At 59.8% G+C, this 14718-nt stretch carries 10 protein-coding genes; 5 read left to right on the top strand and 5 right to left on the bottom strand.

Annotated features, from left to right (window positions below; translation table 11 throughout):
- Positions 1–35: 35 nt before the first annotated feature.
- Positions 36–875, bottom strand: coding sequence for a 23S rRNA (adenine(2030)-N(6))-methyltransferase RlmJ (locus tag BBF94_RS07015; protein WP_065258322.1), 840 nt, complete (start codon positions 873–875; stop codon positions 36–38).
- Positions 876–1503: 628 nt separating this feature from the next.
- On the opposite strand from BBF94_RS07015, the gene BBF94_RS28130 reads away from it, so the two are divergent.
- Genes BBF94_RS28130 through BBF94_RS07025 form a run of 3 tightly spaced genes read left to right on the top strand, consistent with a single transcriptional unit; the run spans position 1504 to position 2677 of the window.
- Positions 1504–1692 (top strand): hypothetical protein, encoded by a 189-nt coding sequence (locus BBF94_RS28130; protein ID WP_225875039.1) that lies wholly within the window; start codon positions 1504–1506, stop codon positions 1690–1692.
- A complete protein-coding gene (locus BBF94_RS07020) occupies positions 1692–2264 on the top strand; it encodes a type VI secretion system amidase effector protein Tae4 (protein ID WP_065258323.1) in 573 nt (190 codons plus the stop codon). The genes BBF94_RS28130 and BBF94_RS07020 overlap by 1 nt, the downstream gene beginning before the upstream one ends.
- Positions 2261–2677 (top strand): hypothetical protein, encoded by a 417-nt coding sequence (locus BBF94_RS07025; protein WP_065258324.1) that lies wholly within the window; start codon positions 2261–2263, stop codon positions 2675–2677. Before BBF94_RS07020 ends, BBF94_RS07025 begins: the two co-directional genes overlap by 4 nt.
- 215 nt (positions 2678–2892) lie before the next feature.
- Here BBF94_RS07025 and BBF94_RS07030 read toward each other — a convergent pair whose 3' ends face one another.
- The 4 genes from BBF94_RS07030 to putP form a co-directional block, all read right to left on the bottom strand.
- Complete coding sequence (locus BBF94_RS07030; RefSeq protein ID WP_065258325.1) at positions 2893–3213, bottom strand: hypothetical protein; 321 nt, start codon at positions 3211–3213, stop codon at positions 2893–2895.
- A gap of 329 nt (positions 3214–3542) precedes the next feature.
- On the bottom strand, positions 3543–4250 hold the full coding sequence (locus BBF94_RS07035; RefSeq protein WP_065258326.1) for a DUF4123 domain-containing protein: 708 nt from the start codon (positions 4248–4250) through the stop codon (positions 3543–3545).
- Positions 4240–6255 (bottom strand): type VI secretion system Vgr family protein, encoded by a 2016-nt coding sequence (locus BBF94_RS07040; RefSeq protein ID WP_065258327.1) that lies wholly within the window; start codon positions 6253–6255, stop codon positions 4240–4242. The genes BBF94_RS07035 and BBF94_RS07040 overlap by 11 nt, the downstream gene beginning before the upstream one ends.
- A 350-nt stretch (positions 6256–6605) precedes the next feature.
- Positions 6606–8090: a sodium/proline symporter PutP gene (gene putP / locus BBF94_RS07045; RefSeq protein ID WP_065258328.1), complete on the bottom strand. Its 1485-nt coding sequence runs from the start codon at positions 8088–8090 to the stop codon at positions 6606–6608.
- 458 nt (positions 8091–8548) lie between these two features.
- Between putP and putA the strand changes: the two genes are divergently transcribed.
- Both putA and BBF94_RS07055 read left to right on the top strand, forming a co-directional pair.
- Entirely contained in the window at positions 8549–12502 is a 3954-nt protein-coding gene (gene putA / locus BBF94_RS07050) for a trifunctional transcriptional regulator/proline dehydrogenase/L-glutamate gamma-semialdehyde dehydrogenase (protein WP_065258329.1), read from the top strand.
- 279 nt (positions 12503–12781) lie between these two features.
- A complete protein-coding gene (locus tag BBF94_RS07055) occupies positions 12782–14584 on the top strand; it encodes an acyl-CoA dehydrogenase (protein WP_065258330.1) in 1803 nt (600 codons plus the stop codon).
- Positions 14585–14718 lie beyond the last annotated feature (134 nt).

Genomic DNA, 14718 nt, shown 5'->3' on the forward strand with positions numbered 1-14718 from the left:
CGCGGAGCGTGGGAACGATCGGCGATCAATAGAGATCAGCTCTCGGCGATCAGCCAATCCATCTGCCACCCACCCTGGGTCTGCCCAAGTTTTTTGGACAGCCACGGCAGCAGCTCACGCAATTCTTCCTCCAGCCCCCACGGTGGATTGGCGATCGCCAACCCGGAACCGTTCAGGCTGTTCGGCGTATCCAGCGGATGCACCAGCAGCTCGACACGCAGCAACTTCGGCGCACCGGTGCCGGCCAGATCCTGATAGAAGCGCCGCAGTGCGCGCTGATCCTTTACCGGATACCAGATCGCCGCCACCGTCTGGCGCATCCGACCGATTGCCTCTTTCAACGATGCGGCGCAACGCTGCATCTCGTCGAGTTTCTCGAACGGCGGGTCGATCAACATCACCGCACGTTTCTCGGCCACCGGCAGCAACGCCCGCGCCACATGCCAGCCCTCGCCCAGATGCACCGCCACACGACGGTCGCCCTTCATGTTGTCCTTGAGCAGCACGCCGTCTTCCGGGTGCTTCTCGTTGAGCAACACCCGATCCTGGGAACGGGTCAGACGCCGTGCCAGCTCCGGCGAACCCGGGTAATAGCGCAACTGGCCATCCGGATTCATCTCGTGCAGCACTTTCATGTAGTCCGCGGTCAGCGCCGGCAGATCCGGCTGGTCCCACAAGCGCGCAATGCCTTCCAGATACTCGCCGGTACGGTTGGCCTGATCGCCCTGCAGGTCATACAGACCGATGCCGGCGTGGCTGTCGAGATAGGCAAACGGCTGCTCCTTGCGCGACATCAGGGCGATGAGGCGGGTCAAGGTCAGGTGTTTGAACACATCGGCGTGATTGCCGGCGTGGAAGGCGTGACGATAATTCATGGCAGCTCCTGCGAGGGCCGTGAAGTTTACCTTTTACCGTGCGGCAAGTCAGGGGTTGGGGGCTGAATGGGTGGTCTTGCTGTCGGGTACATCCGTGGGAGCCCGCTGAAGTAGATGGGATCAAAGGCAAAAGCAACATCAAGAAACAACTCGCCATAGATACTCTTCGTCCCTTGAACAAAGGGAATGCGAAGATCGGTCGCACTTAAAACCTGTAAAGAGGGACATTTACATGGGAAGAAAGGTGATCGGAATCGGCGTTCCGACCTCAACCGGTGGCGCAGTGCTGGAAGGGAACGCTGGAATCAACATTGATTACGCCGTAAGCACATCCTCCATCGGCCACATGGCCAGCTGTCCGGCATGCAGCGCAGGCAAGGGCCCTATCGTGGCAGTGGGCCCTTGAACAGTTACATTACCCGCCGGACCTGTTGCACTCGAAGGTGATTACATCGCCTGCGGCTGTCCCCCAAAATCCAACACGCTCTTATTCGGTCAATCGTCTGTTTATGCTGGCGGTGAACATAGTGCTGCGAGCTTCTCTGCGATAAGCAGCCTTATTCCAAAGCCAAAAGCCATACAACGAATAACCTTCTCGTACGGGGAAAGCCAAATTCCCGTGGACTCGGTGTCGCGTTTCTATACCGACCTGAATATTCATGTAAAAACATCCGGCTATTCACCCGGTGAAACGGTAACTGTCACGATCAGTGGCGCGACAGAAAAGACGTTGTCAGGCACTGTCGGAGCGAAAGGAATCGCGATCATCCCGAATGCTTTTCAAGGCGAAGCATTCGATATGGAAGGAGAGATCTAATGGCCCAGGTCAATATCAGTTCAGGCGGCGTGACCTCCAATATCGTCGTCAAAAGGCCAAAATTCAGCACACTGTGGAATGCCTACGCAGAGGTCGGTCTTAAAAGTTCAATAGATGTTTATGCGCTTGTCGGGGGCAATGTCGAGGCTGCCAGAGCAGAAAAACCGGACGCCTATGCAAACGCCTGCGCTCTGAGGATAAGCAGGGGATTCAACTACGGCGGTTACAAAATCCCCAAAGGAACGATCATTCCCAGCAAATCCATCTATCGTCTGGCCGGCGCTGATCAGCTCCCCTACATCATGAAAGTCGCGGACTTTCTAGCTTTCCTGAAACACAACTGGGGGGCTCCCGATCACGAGTTGACGCTGAGCAACGCAGACTTCATCAACGGCAAGAAGGGCGTCATTATCATGGAGATTACGGGATGGAGCGATGCGACCGGCCATGCGACCTTATGGAATGGCAGCGCCACCGGAGATAACAGCGACTATCATCGTCCCGATAGCCATACCTATGACCGGCCAGACGTAAAGCTGGAAAAAATCAACTTCTGGGAGTTAAAGGGATGAAATTCCAGCTACTCGTCGCACTAGGCATTCTGGGTATTTCCGGAAGCGCCCTTTCAGGTGAGGCCGAAGTAAACAGTGCAAGAGTCTCACTGAAGAATTACGGCCTCGCCAACTGCATATCGAATCAATTCAAGTCTGAGTCCGACATAAAATCGGATCTTGGACTCGCTATTGGCGCTTACTCGGCCATGGGCAAGGGGCAACACGTGATACTGCAGAATGAAGATACGCTGGAGGTCACGCATGATCCGTATGCTGAGACTGAGAAATACATGGCAGGCGCCTACCTCAAAACGTCCTCAACCAGTAAACAGACTGGTAAAAACATCGTGTTCTATTCTTGTCTGGAAATTTATAACTCCCCAGAATTTGACGCTTTCATCAAGTCGCAGGATCAGTATCTGCAAAACTGAAATCTTCTCGCCTGACTAAATGATCCTTTCAAACCGATGCTGGAAGGATCTCTGGAAAGTGCTGGTGTGAAGTCTTGCTAATGATCGTTCCCACGCTCCGCGTGGGAATATCTCTAGGGACGCTCCGCGTTCCAGGCGCCCACCGCAGTTGTGGCTGACACCTCATGTGACGCGGAGCGTCACGGGCTCCCACGCAGAGCGTGGGAACGATCGAGTCAGGACGGTATGGCGCGTAGTCGCTTGCCAATCACATCCAGCACATCACAGCCGTCACGCAGCGGAATCACACAGAGCTGGGCGAAGTCGCTGAAGATGACCGAGTCGCACTCGACCGAGCCGCGCATGCACATGTTTTCCAGTACCTGAATCACGGCGCGGATCCGGTAGTTGGCGGCGTCCATCAGGATGTCGAGCGGGGCGTGGGTGTCGATGAACAGCGTGGGCATGTCACTGCAATTGCTGGTCAGCGCCATGAGGCGGTTGTCGGGGTGAGGAATGAAGGGTTCGTAGGGTGGGTCGGGATGAAGTTTGCTCATTTTTTAACCTCTGGTAGTGAAGTGAGCTTCCACCGTTCCCCTCCTACGGATTGGGTGGCAGCCATGCGCGGGGTAGGAGGACTGAGACCAGAGCACTCAGCCACGCCGAAGCGTGCCCGCGCATAACCGCCGCAAAGGATCTTACGGTCGAGCGAAGACTGCCGCAAATCGGGCAACGACGCTTATGCACTGCTCTGAAATCAGGGCTCCTACGCCCTGTCTCCACACTTGCGGAGACAGCCAAAGACTATCCCCGCACCACCGCGCCCACCAGTTCACGCAAACCGCCGCAACTCGCAGGAAACGTCCGATGCCCTTGCCCGGAAATTTCACTCTGACTCGTCCCGCAAGTAGTCCAGCAATGCCGAAGCCGACGATTCGTCCGACGCCGACACCGCAAAAAACCTGACAACCTTGCAGCGCAAGGCATCCGCGGGAAACGCCTCGAACAACGCCGGCTGCTCCTCGCTCAACCACTGCAAGGTGTTGCTGATCCGGGCATCACCGCCGAACTGCGCCAGCAACTTTTCCGGCACCGACCACCCAGGACACGCTCGACCCGAGACCCGCGCCCTGCCCCCGATCTCGACGGCCTGACCGTTGATCAAGCCTCGCGTGAGGACCGGCAGCAATTGCCCCGCATCCACTTCGGGCGACTCAAGGATCGGCAACAAAAACCGCCCATCCCAGAACCGGAAGAACACCGCTTTCCCGTCCGGCATCAGCACCTGAGTCAAACTGCGAAACTGCTCGAGCACCGCCTCAAGGCTGGCCGAAGAAACCGCCAGCCAACCCCAGTCACGCGCCTCGGTGGTCGCGACCCAATCCAGAAACTCACTGCCTGCGTCGACAATTCCCACATAAGGCATCACCGCATCCCACTCGGCATAGATGGTTTCGGCCCAAACCGGCTTTGGCGCCAGTGCATTCAGTGGCCAGGCTTCCAGGGGATTCGCCGCACTGGCACCACTGAAGATCGCAAACAATTGTTCCGACGACTTCAGCGGCTCATGCTCCAACCATTGCTCAGGCCGCACAGACGCCCTCCTTGCAGCGCTCGCATTCCTCGCAGAACGGCGCGTCTCCCTTGAGACTCATGATTTGTGCGGCCGTCAATAGTGCTGGCGGTGCCGCCGTCAGCGTTTCTGGCAACCCCGGCACGGTCGGCGCTGCGCTCATCGCGACCATCGGCGCACCACCCACAACAATCGGCACGCTGCTGAAGATTCCGCCAGGACCGATGTTGATCCACTGCCCGCCTGCCTGGATTGTCGCGCTCGCCCCGCCGTCGATCACCACCTGCTGGCCGGCGCTGACGTGGAATTGAGCACTGGCGTTGATCGCCTGATTGCTCACGCGGATGTGCCGGTCGCCGGTCACCGTGAGGTGGTCGTCCTGCTTCACTTCGGTCTGGCGCCGGCCGTGGGTGATGCGCTGTTCATCGGCCTTGAGTTCGTGTTTAGCGAGGCCAGTAACAACAACGCTGCGCTGGTTGTCCACCTGCACCTGCTGATCGTTCAGCACATGCTGCGTCCAGTTTCGCTGGGCCCGCAGGTAGATTTCCTCGGCACCTTTGCGATCTTCGATGCGCAATTCGTTGTAACCGCCACCGCCCGGACTGCTCTGGCTGCGGAAAATGCTGCGGGTCTTGTCGGCTGGCAGATCCAGCGGCACCGGCGTCGCGGCGTTCGGCAGACAACCCAAAACCAGCGGTTTGTCGGCATCGGAGTCGATGAACCCCACCAGCACTTCCATGCCGACCCGCGGAATCAGCACGCTGCCATAACGGTCATGGGCCCAGCCGCTGGCGACCCGCAGCCAGCAACTGGAATGCTCGTTGAGTTCACCTTCGCGATCCCAGGCCAGTTGCACCTTGACCCGACCGTACTCGTCGCAATGAATTTCACTGTCTTTCGGGCCGGTGACCACCGCCGGTTGATAACCGAGCATCCGTGGTTTTTCCGGTCCCTTCGGCGGACGGAAGAACACGTCCCACGGCGTGGCGAGAAAGGTATTACGGTAACCCTGGAATTCTTCACTATCGCTGGTGACCGATTCCTCCAGCACCTGCGGTTGTCGGCCATGGTGCTCGATAGCGGTCAGCAACCAGAGGTCATTCAAATCCTGACGCGGATGCTCGGTCAGTTGCAGGAAATGTCCGCTGACCAGGCCGGATTGATCGCTGCGGCCCTCGGCCTGACGGTAGTCGGCGACATGTCGTTCAAGGGTGCGCTGAGCCAGGTGTTTGCCGGTTTCCCGCTCAGTGAACTGGCCGGGAAAGTGATAATCCTCCAGCACCGGGCGCTGTTCGCTTTCCACCCGACTCTGCAGCGGCAGGCGCGGTTTGGTGAAGTCGTAATCACGCCGGGTGACCACGCTGGCGCGGGTTTCCACCCGCACGGTGAAACGCTTGATGGCTGACGCGGCTGCGGCCATGCCGCTGCCCGGAAGGTACGGTGTCGGCTCGGCCAGACGCGGGAACACCGTCTGATCGTCGCCGAACACCAACAGGTGCCCGTCCGGGCTGTGCTGAAAGTGGAAATGAATACCGACCTCGGCACACAAGCGCTGAATGAACGCCAGATCACTCTCCGCATACTGCACACAATACTCACGGGGCGGGTAATCGCTGCCGAGGCGAAACTCGAAGGCATCGCGCAGAATTGCGTGATCCTTGAGGATCTGCGTCACGATCTGCGGCACGCTCTGATGCTGGAAGATCCGCTGATTGATCCGATGGGCGAGATAAGCCAGGCGTGGAACAAGGCTGACGTGGTAGCGGGTCAGACGCTTGCCCGAGTCCCCCTGTCCGACCCGATAGATCTGACCGTGGATACCGGAACCGGCGCCATCGAAACTCAGAAACGCCTGACAGTGCAGCAGGCTTTCAAGGTCCAGATCCGGTCGCTCGCTGATCAGTTCCAGGTCAAAGCGATAGGGCTGGCTGATGGCTTCCTTGCCCGTGAACTCAAGCACTTTGAGGTCAAACCGGGCGCCTTCGACGGTCAACGTGAAACGCGGTTGATTGGCAGGCGCGAACATCCGATGTCTCTCTGCGATATGAAGGCGGGCGATTCTGCATGAGGGGCAAGAGGTGCAGGACAGGTGACTAAAAAATCAGATTTCCCCTACTTGAAACGTCGATCCCCCCTTCAAAAATCAGCGCATTCGACTACAGACATTTCCTTCAACAACATCACCAATCCCTGTGGGAGCGAGCTTGCTCGCGAATGCGGTGTGTCAGAAAAACAGATTTGAATGACAGGACGCCTTCGCGAGCAAGCTCGCTCCCACAGGGTTTCTCGGTGTTTTCAAAGAACTTGCAGGCAATAAAAAACGCCCGTTTCCAATAGGAAACGGGCCGTTTTTTCGTGAGCCTCAGCTCATTCCCATCACTTGTTCAGATGGAAGTCCTTCTCGGCCGCTTCAAAGCGCTGAACCATGCCGGTGCTCGGCTGGCCCATAAGGCTGACCAGGTAGATCGTCAGACTGGCGAAAATGAAGCCGGGGATGATTTCGTACAGTCCCAGCACTTCAAAATGCTTCCACACGATCACGGTGATCGCGCCGACCAGGATGCCGGCCAGCGCGCCGTTGCGGGTCATTTTTTTCCAGACCACGGAAATCAGCACGACCGGACCGAACGCTGCGCCGAAACCGGCCCACGCATAGGACACCAGACCCAGCACGCGGTTTTCCGGGTTCGCCGCCATCGCGATGGCGACCAGCGCAACCAGCAGCACCATGGCGCGACCGACCCAGACCAGTTCCAGCTGCGAAGCGGATTTACGCAGGAAAGCCTTGTAGAAGTCTTCGGTCAGGGCACTCGAGCACACCAGCAACTGGCAGCTCAGGGTGCTCATCACCGCCGCAAGAATCGCCGACAGCAGCACACCGGCAATCCACGGGTTGAAAAGGATCTTCGCCAGCTCGATGAACACACGCTCATGGTTTTCAGTCACAGGCGCGGCTACGTCCGGGTGCGCCGAGAAGTAAGCGATACCGAAGAAGCCAACGGCCACGGTTCCGCCCAGGCAAAGGATCATCCAGGTCATGGAGATGCGACGGGCGTTGGCGATGGATTTCACCGAGTCAGCGGCCATGAAGCGCGCCAGGATATGCGGCTGGCCGAAGTAGCCCAGGCCCCAACCCATCAGCGAGATGATGCCGATGAAGGTGGTGCCCTTGAGCATGTCGAAGTTGCTCGGGTCGTTGGCTTCGATCGCCAGGAACGTAGTGTCCACGCCACCGGTAGCCAGCAACACGATGATCGGCGTCAGGATCAGGGCGAAGATCATCAGGGTGGCTTGTACGGTGTCGGTCCAGCTCACCGCGAGGAAACCGCCGACGAAGGTGTAGGCAATGGTCGCCGCAGCACCGGCCCACAGCGCCGTCTCGTAGGACATGCCGAAGGTACTTTCGAACAGGCGGGCACCGGCCACGATGCCGGACGCACAGTAGATGGTGAAGAACACCAGGATCACCACTGCGGAAATGATTCGCAGCAGGCCGCTTTTGTCTTCGAAGCGGCTGGAGAAGTAATCCGGCAGAGTCAGCGCATCGCCGTTGTGTTCGGTCTGGACACGCAGACGGCCGGCGACGAACAGCCAGTTCAGGTAGGCACCGAGGATCAGGCCGATGGCGATCCAGCTTTCGGAAAGACCGGACATGTAGATGGCGCCCGGCAGGCCCATCAGCAACCAGCCGCTCATGTCGGAAGCGCCGGCGGACAATGCGGTCACCACGCTGCCCAGGCTGCGGCCGCCCAGAATGTAGTCGGAAAGGTTGTTGGTGGAGCGATAGGCCATGAAGCCGATCAGCACCATTGCTGCGATGTAGATCACGAACGTGATCAGGGTTGGATTGCTTGCGCTCATTACGTACGTGCCCTGGCTTTGTTTTTATGTAGCGGCGGCGGTTGCACCGTTTGCAGACCGATGTCTGACAGACGATTCGCACGGCCGCGCATTTATGACCAATGTTTCCCCAGGAAAGCCATTGGCCGGTAAACCGGGTTTCCCGGTTGCACCTTGGGCGCGAATCCTATGCAACAAAGCAAAACAGGTGCAACCAGTTTCTTGGGAATCAGTTGCACCTACGTCGTATTTATTGCTGGAAAACGCCGGTTTTGCGCGCATTCGGTGCAATGACACCGGATCGTCCGCCTTGAAAGCACTGATTTAGAGCGGCCATCCGAAAGCTGAAATTTATTCCTGACAAGTTGCCGAATATTCCGACAAAAAATGGGTTGCACCCGGTTGCACCTCTTTCAGCTCGCGGCTAATCTTGCCGCCAGCTGCTGCCGCGCAACTGCGGCACCCATGAGGATAAAAATATGGCTACCACCACCCTTGGGGTCAAACTCGACGACCCGACCCGCGAGCGCCTGAAGGCCGCCGCAACCTCGATTGATCGCACGCCGCACTGGCTGATCAAGCAGGCGATTTTCAATTACCTGGAAAAACTCGAGGGTGGTGCAACCCTGACCGAGCTGAACGGTTTGACCACCAAGGACACCGACGACGCAGGTGAAGTCCATACCGATCACGCCCACCAATGTTTCCTCGAATTCGCTGAAAGCATCCTGCCGCAATCGGTGCTGCGTGCCTCGATCACCGCCGCCTACCGTCGCCCGGAGCCGGAAGTGGTGCCGATGCTGATCGAGCAGGCTCGCCTGCCGGCGCCGATGGCCGAAGCCACCAACAAACTCGCCGCGACCATCGCGGAAAAACTGCGTAACCAGAAGAGTGCCGGCGGTCGTGCAGGCATTGTTCAAGGCCTGCTGCAGGAATTCTCCCTGTCATCCCAGGAAGGCGTGGCGCTGATGTGCCTGGCCGAAGCGCTGCTGCGTATCCCGGACAAGGGCACTCGCGATGCGCTGATCCGCGACAAGATCAGCACCGGCAACTGGCAACCGCACCTGGGCAACAGCCCGTCGCTGTTCGTCAACGCGGCGACCTGGGGTTTGCTGCTGACCGGCAAACTGGTCTCCACCCATAACGAAGCCGGCCTGACATCGTCCCTGAGCCGCATCATCGGCAAGAGCGGCGAGCCGATGATCCGCAAGGGCGTCGACATGGCCATGCGCCTGATGGGCGAGCAGTTCGTGACCGGCGAAACCATTGCCGAAGCCCTGGCCAACGCGAGCAAGTTCGAAGCCAAGGGCTTCCGTTATTCCTACGACATGCTCGGTGAAGCGGCGCTGACCGAACACGACGCCCAGAAGTACCTGGCCTCGTACGAACAAGCCATTCACTCGATCGGCAAAGCGTCCCACGGCCGTGGGATTTATGAAGGCCCGGGCATCTCGATCAAGCTGTCGGCCCTGCACCCGCGTTACAGCCGTGCGCAGTACGAGCGCGTGATGGACGAGCTGTACCCGCGCCTGCTGTCGCTGACCCTGCTGGCCAAGCAATACGACATCGGTCTGAACATCGACGCCGAAGAAGCCGACCGCCTGGAGCTGTCGCTGGATCTGCTCGAGCGCCTGTGCTTCGAACCGCAACTGACCGGCTGGAACGGCATCGGTTTCGTGATCCAGGCTTACCAGAAGCGTTGCCCGTACGTGATCGACTACGTGATCGACCTGGCTCGCCGCAGCCGTCATCGCCTGATGATCCGTCTGGTGAAAGGCGCGTACTGGGACAGCGAAATCAAGCGTGCCCAGGTCGAAGGCCTGGAAGGCTATCCGGTCTATACGCGCAAGGTGTACACCGACGTTTCCTACATCGCTTGCGCTCGCAAACTGCTGTCGGTACCGGAAGTCATCTACCCGCAGTTCGCCACGCATAACGCCCATACCCTGTCGGCGATTTATCACATTGCCGGTCAGAACTATTACCCGGGCCAGTACGAATTCCAGTGCCTGCACGGCATGGGCGAACCGTTGTACGAGCAGGTTGTAGGCAAGGTTTCCGAAGGCAAGCTGAACCGTCCGTGCCGTGTGTACGCCCCGGTCGGCACCCACGAAACCCTGCTGGCGTACCTCGTGCGTCGTCTGCTGGAAAACGGCGCCAACACCTCGTTCGTCAACCGCATCGCCGACCAGTCGATTTCGATTCAGGAACTGGTGGCCGATCCCGTTGCGCAGATCGAGCAGATGGCAACCGTGGAAGGTGGTTTCGGCCTGCCGCACCCGCGCATTCCGCTGCCGCGTGACCTGTACGGTTCCGAACGCGCCAACTCCAGCGGCATCGACATGGCCAACGAGCATCGTCTGGCATCGCTGTCCTGCGCCCTGCTGGCGACCGCGCACAACAACTGGAAAGCCGCGCCGATGCTCGGTTGCGCCTCCAGCAACGAAGCGCCGACACCGGTGCTGAACCCGTCCGATTTGCGTGACGTGGTCGGCCACGTACAGGAAGCCACTGTCGAAGACGTCGACAACGCCATTCAATGCGCCCTGAACGCCGCACCGATCTGGCAGGCCACCCCGCCAGCCGAACGTGCCGCGATTCTGGAGCGCGCCGCTGACTTGATGGAAGGCGAAATCCAGCCGCTGATGGGCCTGCTGGCCCGCGAAGCCGGCAAGACCTTCGCCAACGCCATCGCCGAAGTCCGCGAAGCCGTCGACTTCCTGCGTTATTACGCGGTGCAGGCGCGCAACGATTTCAGCAACGACGCCCACCGCCCGTTGGGTCCGGTGGTGTGCATCAGCCCATGGAACTTCCCGCTGGCAATTTTCAGCGGCCAGGTTGCCGCCGCACTGGCCGCCGGTAACCCGGTGCTGGCCAAACCGGCCGAACAGACGCCGCTGGTGGCTGCACAAGCCGTGCGCCTGCTGCTCGAAGCCGGGATTCCGGAAGGCGTGCTGCAACTGCTGCCGGGTCGCGGTGAAACCGTCGGCGCCGGTCTGGTAGGCGATGAGCGCGTCAAGGGCGTGATGTTTACCGGCTCCACGGAAGTCGCGCGCCTGCTGCAACGCAACATCGCCGGTCGACTCGACAACCAGGGCCGTCCGATTCCGCTGATCGCCGAGACCGGTGGCCAGAACGCGATGATCGTCGACTCTTCGGCACTGACCGAACAAGTGGTCATCGATGTGGTGTCGTCGGCTTTCGACAGCGCCGGCCAGCGCTGCTCGGCCCTGCGTGTCCTGTGCCTGCAGGAAGATTCCGCTGATCGCGTCATCGAAATGCTGAAAGGTGCGATGGCTGAAAGCCGTCTCGGCAACCCGGAGCGTCTGTGCGTGGACATCGGCCCGGTGATCGACGCCGAAGCCAAGGCCGGCATCGAGAAGCACATCCAGGGCATGCGCGACAAAGGTCGCAATGTGTACCAGGTGGCCATCGCCGATACCGAGGAAGTCAAACGCGGCACCTTCGTCATGCCGACCCTGATCGAACTGGAAAGCTTCGATGAACTGCAACGCGAGATCTTCGGCCCGGTGCTGCACGTGGTGCGCTACAAGCGTAAAGAGATCGACCAGTTGATCGCCCAGATCAACGCCTCCGGTTACGGCCTGACCCTCGGCGTGCACACCCGCATCGACGAGACCATCGCCAAGGTGATCGACAACGTCAACGCCGGTAACGTCTACGTCAACCGCAACATCGTGGGTGCCGTGGTCGGCGTCCAGCCGTTCGGTGGCGAAGGCCTGTCGGGTACCGGTCCGAAGGCCGGCGGCCCGCTGTACCTGTACCGCCTGCTGTCGACACGCCCTGCGGACGCCATCGAACAGTCCTTCGCTCGCGGTGATGCTGCCGTGGCACCGGACGTTCGCCTGCGCGATGCCCTGAGCAAACCGCTGGTTGCCCTGAAAGCCTGGGCCGACAGCAACAAGTTCGCCGACTTGAGCACTCTGTGCGTGCAGTACGCAGCACAGTCGCAAAGCGGTATCACCCGCGTGCTGGCCGGCCCGACCGGTGAGAAAAACAGCTACGCGATCCTGCCGCGTGAGCATGTGCTGTGCCTGGCGGACATCGAAGGTGACCTGCTGACTCAACTCGCGGCGGTACTGGCAGTGGGCGGTTCGGCGGTCTGGCCGGAATCCGACACCAGCAAGGCATTGTTCGCACGCCTGCCGAAGGAGATTCAGGCGCGGATCAAACTGGTTTCCGACTGGAACAAGGACGACGTGGTGTTCGATGCGGTTCTGCATCACGGCCACTCCGACCAGTTGCGTGCGGTCTGCCAGCAGATCGCCAAGCGTGCCGGCGCCATCGTCGGGGTTCAGGGCCTGTCCCAGGGCGAGACCAACATTGCGCTGGAGCGTCTGGTGATCGAGCGTGCGCTGAGCGTCAACACCGCGGCAGCAGGCGGTAACGCCAGCCTGATGACCATCGGCTGAACCCTCGCGCGATCGTTCCCACGCTCTGCGTGGGAATGCAGCCCGGGACGCTACGCGTCCCACCGGTTTCAGAGATGAAATTGGCAGCGCGGCTGGAACGCGGAGCGTCCCTTGAGGTATTCCCACGCAGAGCGTGGGAACGATCAGCACACCAACATAGAAATGGGCGCCCTCACCGGCGCCCATTTTTTTGGCCTCTCCATCACCGTTATCAATCTTCCTGTTCAGTCTTTATTCGCACGCCTAGACTCGGCCCATTCCAAAAAAAGGTAGGCCGCCATGTCCGAGACGCTGCTCAGTTCCCGCAATCTGGCTTTCGAACTTTACGAAGTCCTCGATGCCGAGGGCCTGACCCGGCGCGAGCGGTTTGCCGAGCACAACCGCGAAACCTTCGATGCCGCCATCGGTACGGCACGCAACATCGCCGAGAAGTATTTCGCGCCGCACAATCGCAAGGGCGACGAGAACGAGCCGCGCTACGAGAACGGTCAGGCGATTCTGATTCCCGAAGTGAAACCGGCGGTGGATGCCTTCCTTGAAGCCGGATTCCTCAACGCGGCGCGCAGTTTCGACGCCGGCGGCATGCAACTTCCTACATTGCTGTCCCAGGCCTGCTTCGCCCACTTCCAGTCGGCCAACGCGGCGTCGACCTCGTACCCGTTCCTGACCATGGGCGCGGCCAACCTGATCGAAAGCTTCGGCACCGAAGAACAGAAGCGGCGCTTCCTGCAGCCGATGATCGACGGTCGCTTCTTCGGCACCATGGCGCTGACCGAACCCCATGCCGGTTCGTCGCTGTCGGATATTCGTACCCGCGCCGAGCCTGCGTCCGACGGCACCTATCGCCTCAAGGGCAACAAGATCTTCATTTCCGGCGGCGATCACCCGCTCTCGGAGAACATCGTGCACATGGTGCTGGCCAAACTGCCGGACGCACCGCCCGGGGTGAAGGGTATTTCGCTGTTCATCGTGCCCAAGTTCCTGGTCAACGATGACGGCAGCCTCGGCAAGCGCAACGACGTGTTGCTGGCCGGCCTGTTCCACAAGATGGGTTGGCGCGGAACCACGTCCACAGCGCTGAACTTCGGCGATAACGGCGAATGCGTCGGCTATCTGGTGGGCAAGCCGCATCACGGTTTGAGCTACATGTTCCAGATGATGAACGAAGCGCGGATCGGCGTCGGCATGGGCGCGGTGATGCTTGGTTACGCCGGTTACCTTTATTCGCTGGAATACGCTCGCGAACGCCCGCAAGGCCGGGTGCCGGACAGCAAGGATCCGACCACGGCACCCGTGGCGATCATTCAGCACGCGGATGTCAGACGCATGCTGCTGACACAAAAATCCTACGTCGAAGGGGCATTCGATCTCGGTCTTTATGCAGCACGACTGTTCGATGACACCACCACGCTTGAGACCGAAGCCGAGCGCAAACAGGCTCACGAGCTATTGGATTTGCTGACGCCGATCGTCAAATCCTGGCCGTCGGAGTTCTGCCTGAAAGCCAACGAACTGGCGATCCAGATTCTCGGCGGCCACGGTTACACCCGCGAATACCCGGTGGAGCAGTATTACCGCGACAACCGTCTGAACCCGATCCACGAAGGCACCCACGGCATACAGTCGCTGGACTTGCTGGGACGCAAACTGGCGCAGAACGGCGGCGCCGGGCTCAAGCAACTGATCCGACTGATTGCCGATACCGCCGAGCGCGCAGTGGCGCACGAGTCGTTGACTACGTTGCGTGAGCCACTGGAGAAACTGGTGGCGCGTCTGCAGAGCGTAACCATCGGTCTGCTGACCGATCTGGCTCAGGGCAAGGTCAACAGCAGCCTGGCGAATTCGGCGTTGTACCTGAACGTGTTCGGGCACACGGTGATCGGCTGGCGCTGGCTGGAACAGGCGATTCGGGCCGAGGAAGGGTTGGCCAGAGGAAATGCGGCGGATGTCGACTTCTATAAAGGCAAGTTGCAGGCGGCGCGGTATTTCCTGACGTGGGAAGTGCCGGGATGCCAGCATGAGCTGGCGTTGCTGGAGGCGCGGGATGATACGTGCCTGGGGATGCAAGATGCGTGGTTCTGATCCGAGCCTTGTATAACGGTCAAGATCCAATCGCGAGCAAGCTCGCTCCCACAGGGTTATCGGGTGTTCACACATGCAGTGAACTCTCCACGATACCTGTGGGAGCGAGCTTGCTCGCGATGGCGCCATCACGG

This window comes from Pseudomonas bananamidigenes, from assembly GCF_001679645.1.
GTDB classification, from domain to species: domain Bacteria; phylum Pseudomonadota; class Gammaproteobacteria; order Pseudomonadales; family Pseudomonadaceae; genus Aquipseudomonas; species Aquipseudomonas bananamidigenes.

Bases quoted from the DNA above. Each gene is read 5' to 3' on its own strand.
- BBF94_RS07015 (WP_065258322.1), bottom strand. From the start codon at position 875: ATGAATTATCGTCACGCCTTCCACGCCGGCAATCACGCCGATGTGTTC.
- BBF94_RS07020 (WP_065258323.1), top strand. From the start codon at position 1,692: ATGGCCCAGGTCAATATCAGTTCAGGCGGCGTGACCTCCAATATCGTC.
- BBF94_RS07025 (WP_065258324.1), top strand. From the start codon at position 2,261: ATGAAATTCCAGCTACTCGTCGCACTAGGCATTCTGGGTATTTCCGGA.
- BBF94_RS07030 (WP_065258325.1), bottom strand. From the start codon at position 3,213: ATGAGCAAACTTCATCCCGACCCACCCTACGAACCCTTCATTCCTCAC.
- BBF94_RS07040 (WP_065258327.1), bottom strand. From the start codon at position 6,255: ATGTTCGCGCCTGCCAATCAACCGCGTTTCACGTTGACCGTCGAAGGC.
- putP (WP_065258328.1), bottom strand. From the start codon at position 8,090: ATGAGCGCAAGCAATCCAACCCTGATCACGTTCGTGATCTACATCGCA.
- putA (WP_065258329.1), top strand. From the start codon at position 8,549: ATGGCTACCACCACCCTTGGGGTCAAACTCGACGACCCGACCCGCGAG.
- BBF94_RS07055 (WP_065258330.1), top strand. From the start codon at position 12,782: ATGTCCGAGACGCTGCTCAGTTCCCGCAATCTGGCTTTCGAACTTTAC.